Below are 18215 nucleotides of genomic sequence, written 5' to 3'. Positions count from 1 at the left end.
CGTCGAAGACCACGACGTTGATAGGTCAGGTGTGGAAGCGCAGTAATGCGTTAAGCTAACTGATACTAATTGCCCGTGCGGCTTGATCCTATAACCTTGTAACACTGCAGCATTCTCATACCGCAGTCACAACATACAACCTTCTCCCCCATTTTGCGTTCGGCGCGCCTCAACACGCGACGAACATACAAGTTACGCTTGGCGGCAATAGCCTTCTGGACCCACCCCTTCCCTTCCCGAACAGGACCGTGAAACAGATGAGCGCCAATGATAGTGAGCTTCCGCTCGCGAAAGTAGGTCACCGCCAGGCTACCAATACCAAAACCCCCTCAGCATACGCCGAGGGGGTTTTTGCGTTTCTGTCGCCGTATAATCGTCACTTCAGACAATACGGAGGAGTATGGAATGTTCGACTGGCGCGACTACGGGAACGGCATCATCGCTTTCGATGCGGGTTATGTGCGGCCGATTCTGGCGGCGATCCACATGGTTGTCGAGAACGGCCGGGTTGCTTTCATCGATACCGGCAGCAACGATTCGCTAGCCAACGCCAGGGCAGCCCTGACCCGTCTCGGGCTCGATGAGACGGCAGTCGATTATGTGGTGCTGACCCATATCCATCTCGACCACGCTGGTGGCGCCGGTGCGATGATGCAGGCCTTCCCGAATGCCAAGCTGGTCGTGCATCCCCGGGGCGCGCGTCACATGGCCGAGCCGGCCAAGCTGGTGGCGGGCGTGTCGGCCGTGTACGGTCCCGAATACGTGCAACGGGTCTATGGGGAAATCATTCCCATCGCCAAGGAGCGCATCATCGAAGCTGCCGACGGTCATGTCTTTTCACTGGCCGGCCGCGAACTCCTCTGTCTCGATACACCGGGGCATGCGCGCCACCATATCTGTATCGTCGATCGCCAAGCCGGTGCGATTTTCACGGGCGACATGTTCGGACTTTCCTATCGCGAACTCGATGTCGGGCAGCGTCAGTTCATTTTTCCGACGACGACGCCCACCCAATTCGAGCCGGAAGAAATGCGTCGTTCGGTCGAGCGCTTGCTCTCGTTCGAGCCGCAGGCGATGTATCTGACGCATTACGGCCAGGTTCCCGATGTTGCCGCTCGGGCCGCGGAACTGCTGCTGCATCTCGATTCCCTGGTGGCCCTGGCCGAGCGGGAAGCGAATGCGGGCGAAGCTCGCCACGAACGGATCAAGCAGGGGATGACCGATTACCTGTTCGGCGCCTTGCGCCAGCACGGTTGCCGGCTGTCTGATCAGGCCATTCTCGATATCTGGGCGACCGACCTGGAACTCAATGCGCAGGGGCTGGGCGTCTGGCTGGATCAGCGCGCCGCCTGACTCACTTGTAGGTGATCAGCCCGATGGCGTGACTGGCGGCGGCCATGCCGAAGACCGAGGTAACGCAGACCGAGGAGCCGAAGCCGGCACAGTTCAAACCCGCCGGCCCGCTGCCGACGTCGCAGCTGGCACCTTTGTCCGGGTAGCGCAGCGCTTCCGTTGAATAGACGGCGGGAACGCCGAATTTTCCCTGACGGGGAAAGCCGTGTTCCCGCCGCAAGCTGGCCCGGACCTTGGCCAGCAAAGGATCCTGAACGGTCTGGCTGAGATCGCTGACGCGAATCTGGGTCGGGTCGATCTGGCCGCCGGCCGCGCCGACGACCACAATCGGCTGTTTCCGTCGCTTGCAGAAATCGATCATCGCGGTTTTGACGCGCGCCTGGTCGATGGCGTCGACGACGACGTCAAAGCCCCCGCGGAGGGTGGTTTCCATGTTGTCGACAGTAACGAAGTCCTCGATGCATTGAATCACGCACTCGGGATTGATCTGCGCGATGCGTTCGGCCATGGCATCGACCTTGGCCTTGCCGAACACCGGTTCGAGCGCGTGAATCTGGCGGTTGGTGTTGGATTCGGCCACCATGTCCAGATCGATCAGGGTCAGCCTGCCGACGGCTGTTCTGGCCAGGGCTTCGGCGACCCATGAGCCGACGCCGCCGATGCCAACCACGCAGACGTGAGCGGCGCGCAGGCGCTGGTAGGCGGCGCTGCCATAGAGGCGCGCAATGCCGCCGAAGCGGCGATTGTCTTCGTTACTCATCAGCTTTCGATTGTTTTACGGATCACGGCATTGAACGGGGCGATCCACTCCGGGGCGAACTGTTTGTCACAGGCGTTGATTTCGGCAATGGCCCGCAGTACGGAGCGGTTCTTGCCGCGATGTATGTGCTTGAGCATGACCGCCTCGAAGGCGTCGACGATGGCCAGTATCTTGGCGCCGGGGCAGATGTCCGCTTGCTTGAGTTGATTCGGGTAACCGCCACCATCGGGCATTTCGTGGTGCTGGGCCACCATGCGTGCCGCTTCTTCCCAGCCGCTCATGCGCTGAAGCAGGCCGGCCGCATAGCCGGGGTGATTGCGCAGCAGCGCCTTGTCGGCATCGGTCAGCTTGCCGACCTTGAGCCAGGTGGCCTCGGGCAGCAGCATCATCCCGACATCGTGGAGATAGACGGCGGCTTCCAGTTGTATCGGATCGACCAGGTTGTTGCCGGCCTTGTTGGTTTCCAGCGCCAGCCGCAGGATGCGCATGGTGCGCCCCTTGAACAGCGGCGAGCGGCTTTCGAACTGCATGGCCAGCGAGCGGAAGAACTGCAGGTCTTCGCTGGCGTTGACTTGTTCGACCTTGGGCGTGGCCAGCTTGGGGGCTCGGCTGGACATGCCGGTGATCACCGGCGGGAAGCCGGTCACGGCCTCGATCAGTTCCGCGCAGCGCAGGTCGACCTTGTCGGCGCTGGCCAGCGCGAGTTTGTCCAGGCCCTGGACCAGATCAAGCAGCCGCAGGTTTTCCAGCGGCTTGCGGGAAAGTATCGCGTCGGTGGCTAGTTCCAGTCGGTCGATGGCCAGCAGGATCAATTCGGCCAGCAAGTCCGAAAAGACGATTTCGCCTTCCCGGAAACGGGACATCATCGACTCGATGGGATGGGCGATGGCGATCCCGAGCTCGAATTTGCACAGGGCGGCATCGCCCTTGATGTTGTGGATGGCGCGAAAGAGGTCGGCGGTCAGTTCCCTATCGCCTTGCGACTTCTTCAGTCGGGCCACATCGCGCTCGACCTCGGGGGCACGGTCGGTCAGTACATCGGCAAACTCTTCCAGTGCTTCCCGATCCTGCACCGTTGGCGAAATGATCGCGCGAATGTCCATCCCCGTCTCCCCGTCTTTTTTGATGAACACGAGTTTAGCAAACCGCAGCCCGGAACAGGGTCGCACCTGCAGTGAATTGGCCTTGACTGGCTGGGGTCCGCCCCATAAGATTCCGCGCTTCACCCCGAGAACGAATACCGTGACCCTGGAACAGCTATACGCCCTGATCGGGCCCGATATGAAGGCCGTCGATGCGGTCATCCGCGACCGCCTGCATTCGGATGTGGTGCTGGTCAGGCAAGTTGCCGAATACATCATCAATAGCGGCGGCAAGCGCATGCGGCCGGCGCTGGTGCTGCTGGCGGCCGGCAGCCTCGGTTACCAGGGCACGCGCCATCACGAACTGGCGGCGGTGGTCGAATTCATCCATACCGCGACCCTGCTGCACGACGATGTGGTCGATGAGTCCGAACTGCGACGCGGCCGGGAAACCGCCAATGCCGCCTTCGGCAACGCCGCCAGCGTCCTGGTCGGTGACTTCCTCTATTCCCGCGCCTTCCAGATGATGGTGGCGGTCGACAACATGCGCATCATGCAGGTGCTGTCGGACGCGACCAACATCATTGCCGAAGGCGAAGTCCTGCAATTGATGAACTGCCACGACGCCGATGTCGACGAAGCTCGCTACATGCAGGTCATCCATTACAAGACCGCCAAGCTGTTCGAAGCGGCGGCGCGCCTGGGCGGCATTATCGGTAACGCCGAACCCGAACTGGAAGAAGCCCTGGCCCGCTACGGTATGCACCTGGGCACGGCCTTCCAGCTGGTCGACGACGTGCTTGACTACTCCGGCCAGGAAGCCGATACCGGCAAGCATCTGGGCGACGACCTGGCCGAAGGCAAGCCGACCCTGCCGCTGATCTACGTCATGCAGCACGGCACGGCCGAGCAGGCGGCCTGCGTTCGCCGCGCCATCGAAGAAGGCGGTCGCGACGAATTCCCGGCGGTGCTGGCGGCAATCCAGGACAGCGGTGCGCTGCTGCACGCGCGAGCTCGTGCGGAACAGGAAGCCGAATTAGCCAGAGCATCAATTTTGGCGCTGGGGGATTCAATTTATAAAAAAGCTCTGCTACAATTGTCCTTCTTAGCAGTGCAGAGAAACCACTAGATTAATTTCTGGTCGTCGGAGTGTAGCTCAGCCTGGTAGAGCACTGCGTTCGGGACGCAGGGGTCGCATGTTCGAATCCTGTCACTCCGACCAATTTACTGCTAAGAAAAGAAACAAGCCCTGATTATTCAGGGCTTTTTTCTTTTCTGCCTACGCCGTTCGCGGCAGATAGTGGTCGAATTCCTGGATCAGCGCCGGGGCGGTTTCGTCGAGCAGGAAGTTGCGGAAGTTCATGCCGGCCGGCATCAGGCGTTTGGCGTTCATGTGCACCACGTACCAGGTGCGTTCGATCGGGGTGCCGATCACGTCGAGCAGGCTGACTTCGGCAGTTTTCAGTTCCAGCGGCAGGGTGTGCAGCGACAACAGGCTGATGCCCATGCCGGCCATGACCGCCTGCTTGATCGTTTCGTTGCTGCCCATGCTGATCGTCCGCGCCGGCGTGAACAGGTGGTTCTTGAACATTTCCTCGGCGACGCGCCGGGAGCCCGAACCTTCCTCACGCAGCAGGAAGGTTTCCTGACGCAGTTCGTGCAGTTCGAAGCGGCGCGCCGTGCGCAGCGGATGGTCGGCCGGGGCGACCAGCACGTACGGATGGCGGGCCATCGGTTCGCCGTGGGCGTCGATTTCGACAGGGATACGGCCCATGATCGCCAGGTCGATGGCGTTGTCCTGCAGCTTCTGCAACAACAGTTCGCGGTTGCCGACGGTGAACTGGACGTCGATGCCGGGATGCGCCTGGGCAAACTTGGCCAGCAGGCGCGGCATGAAATACTTGGCGGTACTGACCAGTCCGACCGATATCTGCCCGGTTTCGGCGCCGGCCAGCGCCTGCAGGCTGGCTTCGGCATCCTTGATTTCGCCGAGGATGCGCAAGGCGTGATGTACCAGCAGTTCGCCGGCACCCGTCAGGGCGACACCGCGCCCCATGCGCTCGAACAGCGGCAGGCCGACGTTGTCCTCGAGCTGCTTCAATTGCATGGACACCGCCGGTGGCGTCAGGTGCAGTTCTTCTGCGGCGCGGGCATAGCTCAAATGGCGGGCGGCGACGACGAAGATCTGCAATTGGCGCAGGGTCAGGTTGCGGACAAAGTTCATTGGTCGGTGAAGTGTTTCCATGAATCGTTCAGGTTTTCCTGACTCTAGGCGGCGCATCGGCGGGCGTCAACGGGTGAGGTTCAAATAGACCATCGGCAGTTGTTCGGGGAGGCGTTCGATGCGGTCGAGAATGCGCCACTGCCGGCCGAAGATCCTGCCGACATAGGCGTCGGCTCCGGGATCGAGACTGAGGCAGAAGCTGTCGATGCCGCTGCCGGCGAGTTCGCCCACCGCCTTGCGGGCGTCGGCAAGCAGGTAATCCGGATCGCTGACGTCGATGTCGGCCGGCTCGCCGTCGGTCAGTACGAGCAGGATGCGTTTTTCGCTGCGCCGGACCGACAGCATGCGCCCGGCGTGCCGCAGCGCGGCGCCCATGCGTGTGGACCAGCCAGCGCTGACGCCGGCCAGGCGCGCCTTGACCGGATCGCCCCAGGCTTCGGAAAAGCCCTTGATGTGGTGGTAGCGGACCTCGTGCCGGGTGTTGGAATGAAAGCCGGCAATGGCGCAGGCGTCGCCCAGTTCGTCGATGGCCCAGGCGAGCAGGGCGACGGCTTCGCGGGCGGTATCGAGGATGCTTTGCTGGCCGCCCGGGAGGGTGGCGTTCAGCGACTGCGACAGGTCGATCAGCAGCAGCACGCTGATGTCGCGTCCGGCCGTCCGGTGGCTGACTTGGATGCGCGGATCGGGCAGGTGGCCGCTGCGCCAGTCGGTCCAGGCGCGGACGGCGACATCGAGATCGAGTTCGCTGCCGTTTTCCTGGTGGCGGATGCGCACCCGCTCTTGCGGCTTGAGCAGGTCGAGCAGGCGCTTGAGGCGGCGGGCGAGCGGGGCATGCCTGGCCAGCAGTGCGTCGATGTCGGCGGCGTTGGCCGGCGGGTGCAAGGCTTCGTAGACAGCGACCCAGTCGGGGCGCCAGGTCTGAGCCGCCTCGTCCCACTCCGGGTAATGCCGGGGGGGCAGGCCGTCGGGCTCGCTGGCGGCGGCGCTGGGCGGTGGCTCGAAACTTTCTTCCTCGTCGCCGGCTTCGAGATGAATCCACAGGTGGCGGTTGTCGTCGCGGTAGTCGATTTCGGTATCGGCGAAGTGCACCCGGGCGTACTGGTCGCTGGGCAGGCGGCTGCGTGCTGCGTAGGCAAGCGCAATTTCAGCGACGGCCCGGGTGCTCGCCGCGCCGTCGGCCAGGCAGTGCCGGAAACGCCCGGCGAACTCGTCGATCAGCGGATCGGGATCGGTGCCGGCCGGATCGATGCAGGCCCGCGACAGCCGGGTCAGGCGGTGGCGCAGGGTGTTTTCGCAGGCCGCGTCGCAACTGCCCGGCAGCGGTTGCGGGTGGGCGGCCAGCAGGCTGGCGGTGAGTCCGGGGTAAAGCCGCAGCAGCAGGCAGTCGATACGCGCATCTTCGAGCGCCTCGACCGCCAGGCGTTGCATCGGGCTCCAGTTGTCGGCGATCAACGGCTGGCTCCAACGGCGATGGCCGGCCATGTGCGCCAGCATCAGCCGGTAACGTGCCAGGCCGCTGCTGCCGGGGCGGTCGGTCAGCACGTCGGGCAGGCGCAGCCCGTCGGCGGCCAGGTAAGGCTGCTGGCGATGCCCGGCGAAGGCGGTCGAATAGGGAACGAGCAGGCTGTCGTCGGCCCACAGGGCGTGCAGGCCCAGGCTCAGGCGGCGCTCGACATCGGCAAACAGGGTGCCGCTGCGTTCGCGTTCCAGCAGGCGACGGCTCTCCGGCGTGCGCAAGGCGAAATAGTCGCGCTGTTGCGCCGGATGCTGCGCGGTCAGGCGGATGCCCTGCAGCATCCATTGGCGGACGCCGGCCAGCGGGACGATGGCCAGCAGTTGCGGGGCGCTGCGGAAGAATTCCGGCAAGGCCGGGCTGGGCTCGGTGATCTGGTGGCCGTGGATCGAACCCGAGGTTCGGTCGGCGAGTTCCAGGGCAATGCGCAGGTAGTCGGCCAGGCCGTCGGCGCTGCGTAACTGACCGATGACGGCGGCGAGCGTCTGCAGCAGCGGGGTGACGGCCGGCGCGTTGGGCGATTTCTGCAGGCTGCGGATCGCCGCCATCAGCGCCGGCAGGGCGAGCGCCTGCGGCACCTGGCGGGCCACGTCCGGCCAGTGTTCGAGAAAGGCCAGCAAGGGCTCGGGGCCGCGCCCGAGTTTGCCGATGGTGCGTGCCGCCGCCAGATATTCCGGCATCTCCGCTGCCGTCAGCACCTGCCCGGCCGCACTCAGGCATTCATCGAAAACATCGGCGACCACAGCGAAACCGCAGTCGAGCGCGGCCCAGGCCGCCTGCGACTCCGGGCTGGCCATCAGCCGCTGGCGGGCATCGGCAATATTGCGCAGGCCGGGGACTGCCATGTCGTTCAGCCAAAGATCGCTGCGATGGCGTGATCCAGGCTGTCGATCACGTCGATGTCGTCGGTGATCGGGCGGATCATCGCCATGCGGCAGGCGTCGGCCGGGCTGACGCCGCGGACGATCAGGCTGGCGGCGTAGACGACCAGCCGCGTCGAGATGCCTTCATCCAATCCGTGCCCCTTGAGGCGACGGCCGGCCTGGGCGAAGTCGACCAGTTGGTCGGCCAGCTCGCGGGCAATCCCGGTTTCCGCACAGACGATCCCGCTTTCCAGCGCCGGCGCCGGGTAGTCGAACTGGAAGGCGGCGAAGCGCTGCTTGGTCGATTGCTTGAGATCCTTCACCAGGCTCTGGTAACCGGGGTTGTAGGAAATCACCAGCTGGAAGTCGGGGTGAGCCGCGACCTGTTCGCCCTTCTTGTCGAGCGGCAGCATGCGCCGGTGGTCGGTCAGCGGATGGATGACCACCAGCGTGTCCTGGCGGGCTTCGACGATTTCGTCGAGATAGCAGATCGCGCCGAGGCGGGCGGCGACGGTCAGCGGGCCGTCCTGCCAGCGCGTGCCGTTGGCGTCGAGCAGGTAGCGGCCGACCAGGTCGGCGGCGGTCATGTCCTCGTTGCAGGCGACGCTGATCAGCGGCCGGCCCAGCTTCCAGGCCATGTACTCGACGAAGCGCGACTTGCCGCAGCCGGTCGGCCCCTTGAGCATGACCGGCAGGCGGGCGGCGTAGGCCGCTTCGTACAGCTCGATTTCCTTGCCTTGCGGCTGATAGAAGGGTTCGCGGCAAACCGCGAAGTGGGCGACATCGTTCATGGCGGTCTCCTGGCGGGCGCGGAAGAAAAACCCCGCCGGGGCGGGGTGGGTTAGTGCTTACTTATGCACGCCGAGCTTGTCGCGCCAGCCCGGGTAGATCTGGTCGGCGTCGTTGGGGAAGGAGGCAAACGCCCGGGCGAACTCCGGATGCTCCTTGGCCCATTCGATCGGGTCGGCCTTGGCCTTCCAGCATTCGTAAGCCTGGCGCAGCGACTTGGCGCCGGCCGCCGGGCTGTCGATGTGGCCGTAGGAGCCGCCACCGGCCGTGTTGATCACGTTGCCGTGGCCGAGGTTCTCGAAGAAACCGGGCAGGCGCAGCGCGTTCATGCCGCCGGAAATGATCGGCGTCGTCGGCTTCATGCCGTACCACTCCTGGTGGTAAGCCGGGCCGGTATAGCTGTCGCGCTCGATGATGTAGGCGATGGCGCGGTCGTCCTTGTCGCCCTCCATCTTGCCGTAGCCCATGGTGCCGACGTGGATGCCGGAAGCGCCCTGCAGGCGGCTCATCTTGGCCAGCACGTAGGCGGTGTAGCCGCGTTTCGACGACGGCGAGGTGACGGCGCCGTGGCCGGCGCGGTGGTAGTGCAGGTACTGGCGCGAGAAGTAGCGACGGGCGGTGGTGACCATGCCCGGGCCGCCGACGTAGCCGTCGACCAGAAAAGCCACCTTGTCGGCATCCGGGCCGAAAGCTTCGAGGATGTATTCGCCACGGGCGATCATCTCGCCGTGGTCGTCGGCGGTGATGTTGGCCGAGAAGATCTTGGCCTGGCCGGTTTCGTCCATGGCGCGCTTCATCGCATCGCGCACCAGCGGAATGACCTGCTTCATCGGGCAGAACACCTGGTTGCCCTGCGGCTCGTCGTTCTTGATGAAGTCGCCGCCCAGCCAGAACTGGTAGGCCGCCGCAGCGAACGGTTCGGGGCGCAGGCCGAGCTTGGGCTTGATGATGGTGCCGGCGATGTAACCGCCATCCTGCATCGGCCGGCCGAGAATGCGCCACAGGTTGCTGATGTCCACCGACGGGCCGTCGAACAGTTCGATGGCGCGGCGCGGCACGTAGAAGTCGTACATCTTGGCGTGCTCGATGTCGCCCATGCCCTGGTTGTTGCCGATGGTCAGCGTGAGGAAGGAAACGATCATCATCCGGCCGTCGATGACGTTGCGGTCGAACAGATCGATCGGGTAGGCGATGCGCATTTCCTCGGTCGCCTCGTCGATGTGATAGACCAGCGCATCGACGCCCTTGGTGAATTCGTCGGTAGTACACACTTCGACATTGGTGCCGGTAGAGGACTCGGCGGCGAAGTGAGCGGCCGCTTCGAGGTAGCCGTAGCCGGCCTTGGGCTTCATCTTGTAGGCGCAGAGAATGTGCTGGCCACCGGCGATCAGGTCGTCTTCCTTGAGGCTCAGGTCGGCATAGCGGTTCGATTGATCCATCTTTTGTCTCCTTGGTGTGTTCGCCGGGTGGCTACGATGGAGACCATATTAGGAAGGGCAAAAGATAAATAACAGTCACGTATTTTTATGGGATTGTTCAGTTATTTCTTATTATTTTGCCGACCCCTCGCCGGGAACTTTCCCTTGTCAGCCGGTCTAAGCGGCTTCAATCGATCAATAACCTTTTCTGCGGGGTGTTAAATGGATGAGCTTTCCCTGGTTGGCGTCGGCTTCGCCGTGGTGATTTTCGGCATGGCCTGTTTCATGGCCAACAAGCTGGCTTCGAAAAAAGCCTACCACTGAAAGAAAAGCCGGGCTTGCCCGGCTTTTTTTACGCCGTCTCGTCCGGCGGGCTGAAGAAACAAACCGTGTTGCGCCCGGCGTCCTTGGCCTGATACATCGCCAGATCGGCCTGCTTGAGAATCTCGTCGGGATCGATGCCGTTGCCGATGAACACGCGGATGCCGATGCTCGCAGAACAGCGGTGTTCAATCGCCTGCCCAGCCGAGCCGCCGTGGTTCACGCTCAAGCAGTAAGGCTCGGCCAGCAGGGCGCGGATTTTCTCGGCAATCGTCGCCACCTGCTCGTGTGACACGGCGAGATCGCGATCCAGCTCGCGGATGATCACGACAAACTCGTCGCCGCCGAAGCGGGCAACCGTATCCACCTCCCGCACCCCGGCCTTCAGCCGCCTGGCCACTTCGATCAGCAAGTGATCGCCCGCTTCGTGCCCGTGCAGATCGTTCAGCGGCTTGAAATTGTCCAGGTCGAGAAACAGCAGCGCGCCGAAAATCCCCGTACGCTTGCTCGACGCCAGACTCTGCCCGAGGCGATCCTCAAGCAGGCGACGATTGGGCAGACCGGTCAAAGGATCGTAGAACGCCAGCTTCTGGATCTGGTCCTGCAGGCGCTTGCGTTCGGTCGTTTCGCGGCTGATCCCGTGGTAACCGGTAATCCGGCCATGCGCATCGCGCTCCGGCTTCGACAGCACCTCGGCCCACAGCAACCGGCCATCCTTGCAGCGATGCTGGACCTCGAAAGTGACCGGGCCGGTGATCGTACCGTCCGCCTCCTTCTCCTGGCGCTGCTTGATGATGTTGGTCACCGTCGCAATGCCCTCGTCGGTGAACATCTCGAAAACATGGTGGCCGATCACCTCATCCGCCCTGAAGCCGCGCAGTTTCTCGTCGGTCGGGTTGATGTAGGTGATGAACAGATTCCGGTCGGCGCGCCAGATTACATCGGAAACATCCTCCGTCAGCCGCCGGAACAATGCCTCGCTGGCCCGGAGCGCAGCCAGCTCGCTGCGCATCTGCGCCTGCTTCCAGAGCAGAAACAGCACCGCAAGCAACAACCCACCGCCTACGAGCACCAGCATTCCATCCAGCATCACCAGCCAGCCTCCTCTGTTTTCAACCACAATTGGCATGATGCCTCACCTGGCCGGGAAGTGCCGGAAAAGCATGGCGAAACAGGTGCGCGGGTTCGGGTTTTGTATTGGCGCATCGTACCGCAGGGAGGGGAGCGGTGGCGACTTTCGGGCAAAAGAGGCGAGTCGGTGGGGCGAGCTGACAGAAGTATTGGTCGTGGTCCTGCGAGTCAGATTAGATATTCAGTTGCGCCGGAAATGATGGGCGGGTAAGGTTGTGCCTGTCCGGTTTCCTTGGGGTGTAATCAGGTGCATATCAGCGCGAAAGTCTGCGATTCCGTCCGGTATGGCCGTTTCTGGCTGTCCTGTATTCTGGAATATTGGACAACTTTGTCGTCGATTTCTGGTTGGGCGTCGATCGCCGAATAGAGCCAGCCTCCAGGAGAAAACATGAACGCCAATATTGAAGTCAAAAAGGAAATTGAGAACTGGCTGATTTCCATTCCCATCGAATTTGATTGGAGTCGATCGCGAAATCCTCCGGGGGAAATGCTTTATTTCCTTAAACCACGCCTGAGAATACTGATCACGGATGCCGCCATTGAGGACAATCCTCCACAGAAAATACTTAGTTCATTGATTGACAACTACGCTGCTGGCCTCGAAGAAAATCAGTTGCTGATATTGAAGTCGGATTTGCAGATGGTAGCCAAATGATGTTTGGACTGTTCAGGAAAAAGAAGTCAGTTGACGAGTGCATGGTAGAGGCGCATGTCGAAACCCATGCAATTTTCACCGAGCTCACAATTCTTGAAACGCTAGCATACATGCATAGGCTAGTTCTTGAAGGGCAGGCATCACCAGAGGAATGCAACGACCTCCTCCTTGGCGCATATAGAACTCTATATCTTGCAGCGGGCGTCGGAAGGTGGCGGCTATTGAGAAAAACGAAAGATGAGATTGCCGCTGACAAGGTTGCAAATACCATCATGACCGATAGCGGAATATTCAACATTGTTCAAATGATTCGCTCCTCAATCCCAGGAACAGGAATGGAACAGACCCCCATTATTTTTAAGGAAATGGGCATCATTTTTCATGTGGCACGAGTGTTTGAAGAAATGGTGACTCAGGGACAGCACGAAAAGGCATTTGAGATTTGGCGAACTTGCGCAAAGGGTGCATATAGCGAGCTAAAGAAAATGGGGATTTCCTGACGGAGGCCTATGCGACGCCCAACCCATCATTCGAGCGGACCTGCGCAAAAAGCCGCGCAGGCCGCTCAATTCAAACGTTCAACCTCACCCTCTGTCAATCAACATGCCGACTCTTGCTGGACGTGATTGGTACTACGATTATCGAGAACTTGATGCCGTATTTTCGGAGGTGTCATGTGAAAAGGTGTCGGCAAGTCTTCTCAAACGTTACTCAGCGCTCACCAAGGCGTGGAGTCCGGAACTAAATTCCGAATGGACTTGCCGCCTTTTTATGGCTGCGAAGCTTGTAATGTCATCAACATTGCACGTCAATGCTGCGCATTTCGCAGACGATCGCAATTTGCGAGTTGTTGTACCGTATTTACGTTACTACTCTGTCCTCTCTCTATTGCGCGCTGTCTGTTACACACTTCCTGAACATGAATGGAAGGACGGTCAGTTGATCCAAATTCCTCACGGCAAGGCAATCGATGGGGCTCTTGAACACTTACGTCGTTTCGACAAAGCCGTTGCTGATTCCGCCGAAAAGGAAATACGTGAGTTGAAGGCAGAGCGTGAACTAATTTCGTATCGTGCCCCGTCATCGGGTGATGATCAGGTGTCCGAGAAGAATCAATTCCTTTCGCTCTGTATGCTTCTGGCAGAAGTTGCCCAATTCAATTCTGAGCTATTGGAATCCTCGCTGCTCAAGTACGCTGATCGCGCTCACTTTCGTATCCTGCCCGAGTACACAAAGCGGATCGCCAGTGTCGAAATTGATGGGCATTACTTCGGAGATAGAGAAGATGCCTATCGTCTTGGATACCTCGCGCGCAAACAGCCACATCCTGTAAACATGCAGCACTTCATGAAGGAGGGGCACGTTGAAGATTTTTTTGGCGCATGGGTTGCTGACAAGGAAGCCGAAAAAATATTCAACCCAGACGAAATGCAGCAAATCATCTTTGACATTCCATGAACTCAACCACTAGGTGCTTGGAATAATTCATGCAGTTTGCAAATGTGCCGATCAATCCTGGCCGGGTTTACATCCTCAGGAATCCGCTTCATCAAGATGCGCTTGTAAAAATTGGTCGCACATCTGGCTCTAGCGAAATAAGAGCTAGCCAGTTGTCGTCCCCGTCGGGGTTCCATATCAGTTTGAAGTCCTTTATGAAGAGGCCGTTGCTGATTGCGCTCTTGCCGAACGGCTAATTCACAGAGAGCTTGAGCAATATAGAGTGCATCGTCGTCGCGAGTTCTTTCAGCTCCCCTTAAAACTGGCAGTGCGCACAGTTTTTCAGGTCTGTTTGCGAGTCAATCAATCACTAATCAAGGAACGCAGCCGCCTGGCGATTTGGTTAAAGGATACTGAATCTTCCTACGTACATAAACTGAAGGGCTTTCTTACGCCAATCCGAGGCGGAGATTCCTCTGTTTACGTCATATTTAAAAATGCAAAAGCTGAATGTCATTTGCAGCTAAACGATGCCTACTTGGTTCATTGCACTCCTGAAGTGCTTACGAGGCTCCGTCAGGAATCGTGGGTTCAAGAGGTATTTCTACATGTGCCATTGGAATGATTTAATCCCGCAGGCGGTGCCTGCCTGTTGCTCCTTGCTTCTGCGCTAGAGTCCAGAATGTCTTCGCCTAGCGAGAAATGGGAGATGCTTCTGACTCCTGCTGTAATGCAGGAGAAATTGGTTTCGGCGTCGCTGTATATCGCAGCCTACGATCTTCTAAAGGAATCGATTGTTGGTCGAATCCGCTCTTTCTACATGGTCGGCTTCGACGAAAACGGAGAGATCGTTGACGAAAAATACGAGAAGACTGTGGCGGCTCGCAATAAGAGCATCCTTTACGCCTCACTTGACTGGCTTCGAGAGAATGGGGTCGTAGAAGAGAGCGACTGTGAGGTATTCGAGCGGATTAGGAAGACCAGAAATCTTCTAGCCCATGAACTTCTAGCCATCGTTACCGCCAGCAAAGAGTCCGATCACATTGAGAGATTCGAGGAACTGGTTTCTCTGCTTAAGAAAATTGAGGTCTGGTGGGTGGTGAACGTCGAGATTCCGGTCAACCCTGACTTCGATGGAAAAGAAATTGATGAAAAAGGGATTGTTCCTGGCCCGGTTCTTATGCTTCAAATGATGCTTGAAGTCGCATCCGGAAATGAAGATCTACTCAAACAGTATCGGGCGAAGAGCAATGGTGCGTCTTGGCTCTAATGCTACAGAGCGTACCTACGCGAAAAGTGGCGCAGGCCGCTCGCTTTCGCGTTAGCCCTCCAGATATGCGCGTTCTCCAACTCTTCCTCTGCGCCTCAATTGCAATTTCCATTTCCGCCTGCTCAAGCGACGTTGGTGTGACTGACGTCCAATTCGGATCATTCTCGGGTGTTGGGAGCGGCACCGTAACCTTTCGAGCAACAACTACCTTTTCCAAGGGGCAGGACGTTCAGTTCGGGTGGGCTTTTTCTATGAAGAACCCGCCCCAACAAATCTCCGTTCAGGAAATCGTTGAAGGCCCTCCTGGTACCGTATGGGAGGCGCCACCAACCGCTTCAGAGGTTCAAGTGACCGACGGAGGAAGAACTGCAACGGTTACGAAAAATTTTTCCAAACCCGGTTCGCCGTTTCTCTTTCACAACTGGTCCATCTCCGAATCGGACCCGCTTGGAAAATACAAAGCCGCACTTCTCATCAATGGCAAACAGATTCGGCAGGTTGAGTTCCAAGTTACAAACTAGCGCAAAACAACCTCTTCTAACCCCCCCAACGAACACCCCGCCAACCCCGCCAGCACCCTCCATGCCCCGCGAAAATCCTGTCCGCGGGTGTATTCGCTGATCGTGACCACGCAGCGCAATCCTGCGGTCAACGCGGATTTCAGGCCCATTTCCGAATCTTCGATGGCCAGGCAGGCGGTTGCCGGTAGGGCGAGGCGGTTGAGGACCCATTGGTAGATGTCCGGGGCCGGTTTTTTGGCCGGGACGATGTCGCCGGCGCCGATGACTTCGAACCAGCTGGGGGCGTCGGGCCCGAGGTTGGCGCGGAGCAGGGCGTCGACGTTTTCGGGTGTGGTGGTGGTGGCGATGGCCAGGCGGATGCCGGCTTGCCGGGCTTCGCTGATCAGTCGGGCGACGCCGGGGCGTAGCGGGAGTTGGCCCTGGTCGACCCGACGCAGGTAGTGGGCGGTCTTGATCTTGTGGAGTTGGCCGACCAGCGCGTCGAAGTCGGGGCTGGCGGCGATGGCCGAGTCGTACTGCGCGGCGTAGTGGCGGATGCGTTCCTTGCCGCCGGTGATGGCGAGCAGTTCGCCGTAGCGCTGTTCATCCCAGTGCCAGGCCAGCCCGCAGTCGCGGAAGGCGGCGTTGAAGGCCGGGCGGTGGCCGTCGCGCTCGGTTTCGGCGAGCGTGCCATCGACATCGAAAATCAGGGCTTGCAGTTTGCTCATGGCAGCGACGATAGCCACGCGCGCGCGTTCGGGCCAGTCAATCTTGCTGATGCCTGGGTTCAGTGGCGTTTAATAAGCCATAACTTATTTACCTATTAAGAAATTCTGACTAGGCCTTAACTAAGAAGTCACTTACCTTTGTCCCCAATGCAGTAAGACAACAATGATTGGAGACACCATGCATATCGGACGCACCACCCTGTCCAAGTTCGTCATCGAGCAGACGCGCGGCGCGCACAGTGAGATGGGCGCCTTGCTCATCGACGTGGCGGCGGCGGTCAAGACCATTTCCGGTCTGGTCGGCAAGGGCGCACTGAGCGGCTTTTCCGGTTCGATGGAGTCGACCAATGTCCAGGGCGAGGTGCAGAAGAAGCTGGATGTGCTGACCAACGAGGCCATCCTGCGCCATTGCGAATGGGGCGGCCAGCTGGCCGGCATGGCCTCCGAGGAGATGGACGCGCCGTACGCGATTCCCGCCGAGTACCCGCGTGGCCGCTACCTGCTGATTTTCGATCCGCTCGACGGTTCGTCGAACAGCGACGTGAATGTTTCGGTCGGCACCATTTTCTCGATTCTGCAGCGACCGACCGCCGGCGACGCCGAGCCGGCCGATTTCCTGCAGCCGGGGGCGCGGCAGGTCGCCGCCGGTTACGCCATCTACGGCCCATCGACCATGCTGGTGCTGAGCGTCGGCACCGGCACGCACGGGTTTACGTTGCATCGCGAGAGCGGCAATTTCATCCTGACCCATCCCGATATCCGCGTGCCGGAAGCTACCCGCGAGTTCGCCATCAACACGTCGAACGAACGTTTCTGGGAGCCGCCGGTGCAGCGCTACGTCAGCGAGTGCAAGGCTGGCAAGACCGGCATCCGCGAGGCCGATTTCAACATGCGCTGGATCGCGTCCATGGTCGCCGAGGTGCACCGCATCCTGATGCGCGGCGGCATCTTCATGTACCCCAAGGACAACAAGGATCCGGCCAAGCCGGGTCGCCTGCGCCTGCTTTACGAAGCCAACCCGATGGCCATGCTGATCGAGCAGGCTGGCGGCGCGGCCTCGACCGGGCGCGGGCGCATCCTCGACGTGGCGCCGGAAGCCTTGCACCAGCGCGTGCCGGTGATGCTCGGCTCACGCGAGGAAGTCGAGCGGCTCGAACGCTATCACCACGAATACGATACCGGGGCCGACCGCCCCTTTGCGTCGCCGCTGTTCGCCGAACGCTCGCTGTTCCGCGACTGACGCCGCCCAAGAATTCCATATCCCGGGGAGTCATCCGCCATGTCCGTCAAGCACCCGATCATCGCCATCACCGGCTCGTCCGGCGCCGGTACCAGTACCGTGATGCAGAGTTTCCAGCACATCTTCCGGCGCGAGAAGCTCAACGCCCAGATCGTCGAGGGCGACTCCTTCCATCGCTACGACCGTAAAAGCATGCGCGCCGAGATGAAGGCGCAGGAGGAGCAGGGCAACCTCAACTTCAGCCATTTCGGTCCCGAGGCCAACCTGCTGCAGGAACTGCAGGACCTGTTCATCAGCTATGGGCGCGACGGCAGCGGCAAGGTGCGCAAGTACCTGCACGATGCCGGCGAGGCCGAGCCCTGGGGCCAGGAACCGGGTACCTTCACGCCGTGGCAGGACATTACCGGCGACACCGACCTGATGTTCTACGAAGGCCTGCACGGCGCCTGGGCCGGCGACGGCATCGACATCGCTGCCCAGGTCGACCTGTGCGTCGGCGTCGTGCCCATCATCAACCTGGAGTGGATCCAGAAGCTGCACCGCGACCAGAAGCTGCGCGGCTACTCTCAGGAAGCGGTGACCGACACCATCCTGCGCCGCATGCCCGACTACGTCAGCCACCTGTGCCCGCAGTTCTCGCGCACCCACGTCAATTTTCAGCGCGTGCCCATCGTCGATACCTCCAACCCCTTCATCGCCCGCGACATCCCGAGTGCCGACGAGAGCATGGTGGTGATCCGCTTCGCCAACCCCAAGGGCATCGATTTCCAGTACCTGCTCAACATCCTGCACGGCAGCATGCTGACCCGCCCGAACACCCTGGTCGTGCCCGGCGGCAAAATGGGGCTGGCGATGCAGATGATCTTCACGCCCATGGTCCTGCGCCTGATGGACCAGAAGCGTCGCGCCTGAGCTACGGAAATTTACCGAG

17 protein-coding genes, 1 tRNA gene, 2 rRNA genes and 1 pseudogene are annotated in these 18215 nt (G+C 60.5%); 13 read left to right on the top strand and 8 right to left on the bottom strand.

The genetic code is table 11. From position 1 onward, the window contains the following. The 3 genes from G471_RS0110065 to G471_RS0110055 all read left to right on the top strand — a co-directional run. Positions 1-90: ribosomal RNA gene (locus G471_RS0110065) — 23S ribosomal RNA — on the top strand; the annotation flags it as partial. A gap of 107 nt (positions 91-197) precedes the next feature. Further along, a 5S ribosomal RNA gene (rrf, locus tag G471_RS0110060) occupies positions 198-310 on the top strand. A 95-nt stretch (positions 311-405) separates the two neighbouring features. Further along, complete coding sequence (locus G471_RS0110055) at positions 406-1353, top strand: MBL fold metallo-hydrolase (protein ID WP_028995237.1); 948 nt, start codon at positions 406-408, stop codon at positions 1351-1353. A gap of 1 nt (position 1354) precedes the next feature. On the opposite strand, the gene G471_RS0110050 is transcribed toward G471_RS0110055, so the two are convergent. Both G471_RS0110050 and G471_RS0110045 read right to left on the bottom strand, forming a co-directional pair. Continuing rightward, entirely contained in the window at positions 1355-2113 is a 759-nt protein-coding gene (locus tag G471_RS0110050) for a tRNA threonylcarbamoyladenosine dehydratase (protein ID WP_028995236.1), read from the bottom strand. After that, positions 2113-3216, bottom strand: a complete 1104-nt coding sequence (locus tag G471_RS0110045; RefSeq protein WP_028995235.1) for an HD domain-containing phosphohydrolase — start codon at positions 3214-3216, stop codon at positions 2113-2115. The genes G471_RS0110050 and G471_RS0110045 overlap by 1 nt, the downstream gene beginning before the upstream one ends. A gap of 139 nt (positions 3217-3355) precedes the next feature. On the opposite strand from G471_RS0110045, the gene ispB reads away from it, so the two are divergent. Together ispB and G471_RS0110035 are read left to right on the top strand one after the other, a co-directional pair. Further along, a complete protein-coding gene (gene ispB, locus G471_RS0110040; RefSeq protein WP_028995234.1) occupies positions 3356-4324 on the top strand; it encodes an octaprenyl diphosphate synthase in 969 nt (322 codons plus the stop codon). A 16-nt stretch (positions 4325-4340) separates the two neighbouring features. Beyond that, positions 4341-4417: transfer RNA gene (locus tag G471_RS0110035), tRNA-Pro, on the top strand. A 57-nt stretch (positions 4418-4474) separates the two neighbouring features. Here G471_RS0110035 and G471_RS0110030 read toward each other — a convergent pair. From G471_RS0110030 to G471_RS0110005, 5 genes are all read right to left on the bottom strand, one after another. After that, positions 4475-5440, bottom strand: coding sequence for a LysR family transcriptional regulator (locus G471_RS0110030; protein ID WP_245580545.1), 966 nt, complete (start codon positions 5438-5440; stop codon positions 4475-4477). 45 nt (positions 5441-5485) lie between these two features. After that, positions 5486-7777, bottom strand: coding sequence for a nitric oxide reductase activation protein NorD (locus G471_RS0110025; RefSeq protein WP_211226416.1), 2292 nt, complete (start codon positions 7775-7777; stop codon positions 5486-5488). 5 nt (positions 7778-7782) lie between these two features. Continuing rightward, positions 7783-8586: a CbbQ/NirQ/NorQ/GpvN family protein gene (locus G471_RS0110020; RefSeq protein ID WP_028995231.1), complete on the bottom strand. Its 804-nt coding sequence runs from the start codon at positions 8584-8586 to the stop codon at positions 7783-7785. Positions 8587-8643: 57 nt separating this feature from the next. Next, positions 8644-10023 carry a ribulose-bisphosphate carboxylase gene (locus G471_RS0110015; RefSeq protein ID WP_028995230.1) on the bottom strand — a complete coding sequence of 460 codons (1380 nt, stop codon included), beginning with the start codon at positions 10021-10023 and terminating at the stop codon, positions 8644-8646. 331 nt (positions 10024-10354) lie between these two features. Then, positions 10355-11413 (bottom strand): sensor domain-containing diguanylate cyclase, encoded by a 1059-nt coding sequence (locus tag G471_RS0110005; RefSeq protein ID WP_028995229.1) that lies wholly within the window; start codon positions 11411-11413, stop codon positions 10355-10357. Between the two features lie 429 nt (positions 11414-11842). Between G471_RS0110005 and G471_RS19125 the strand changes: the two genes are divergently transcribed. The 6 genes and pseudogenes from G471_RS19125 (at position 11843) to G471_RS19320 (ending at position 15337) form a co-directional block, all read left to right on the top strand. Beyond that, positions 11843-12109 carry a hypothetical protein gene (locus tag G471_RS19125; protein WP_157272497.1) on the top strand — a complete coding sequence of 89 codons (267 nt, stop codon included), beginning with the start codon at positions 11843-11845 and terminating at the stop codon, positions 12107-12109. Beyond that, on the top strand, positions 12106-12609 hold the full coding sequence (locus G471_RS0109985; RefSeq protein WP_028995226.1) for a hypothetical protein: 504 nt from the start codon (positions 12106-12108) through the stop codon (positions 12607-12609). Before G471_RS19125 ends, G471_RS0109985 begins: the two co-directional genes overlap by 4 nt. Positions 12610-12712: 103 nt before the next feature. Then, complete coding sequence (locus tag G471_RS0109980; RefSeq protein WP_157272496.1) at positions 12713-13567, top strand: hypothetical protein; 855 nt, start codon at positions 12713-12715, stop codon at positions 13565-13567. Positions 13568-13596: 29 nt separating this feature from the next. Beyond that, a pseudogene (locus tag G471_RS19625) lies at positions 13597-14171 on the top strand (GIY-YIG nuclease family protein). 57 nt (positions 14172-14228) lie between these two features. Beyond that, positions 14229-14816, top strand: a complete 588-nt coding sequence (locus tag G471_RS0109975; RefSeq protein ID WP_028995224.1) for a DUF4145 domain-containing protein — start codon at positions 14229-14231, stop codon at positions 14814-14816. A gap of 251 nt (positions 14817-15067) precedes the next feature. Further along, positions 15068-15337 (top strand): hypothetical protein, encoded by a 270-nt coding sequence (locus G471_RS19320; protein ID WP_169720490.1) that lies wholly within the window; start codon positions 15068-15070, stop codon positions 15335-15337. Here G471_RS19320 and G471_RS17335 read toward each other — a convergent pair. After that, positions 15334-16044, bottom strand: coding sequence for an HAD family hydrolase (locus G471_RS17335; protein WP_051295422.1), 711 nt, complete (start codon positions 16042-16044; stop codon positions 15334-15336). The two genes, G471_RS19320 and G471_RS17335, sit on opposite strands and share 4 nt — an antisense overlap. 178 nt (positions 16045-16222) lie before the next feature. Here G471_RS17335 and G471_RS0109965 point away from each other — a divergent pair, with 178 nt between their 5' ends. Together G471_RS0109965 and G471_RS0109960 are read left to right on the top strand one after the other, a co-directional pair. Next, complete coding sequence (locus G471_RS0109965) at positions 16223-17284, top strand: class 1 fructose-bisphosphatase (protein ID WP_028995223.1); 1062 nt, start codon at positions 16223-16225, stop codon at positions 17282-17284. A gap of 39 nt (positions 17285-17323) precedes the next feature. Continuing rightward, positions 17324-18196: a phosphoribulokinase gene (locus tag G471_RS0109960; protein WP_028995222.1), complete on the top strand. Its 873-nt coding sequence runs from the start codon at positions 17324-17326 to the stop codon at positions 18194-18196. The last annotated feature ends 19 nt before the right edge of the window (positions 18197-18215 follow it).

The sequence above is a fragment of the Azonexus hydrophilus DSM 23864 genome (assembly GCF_000429605.1).
In the GTDB taxonomy this organism is placed as follows: Bacteria; Pseudomonadota; Gammaproteobacteria; order Burkholderiales; family Rhodocyclaceae; genus Azonexus; species Azonexus hydrophilus.
This window is presented reverse-complemented; position numbering and strand designations above follow the sequence as displayed.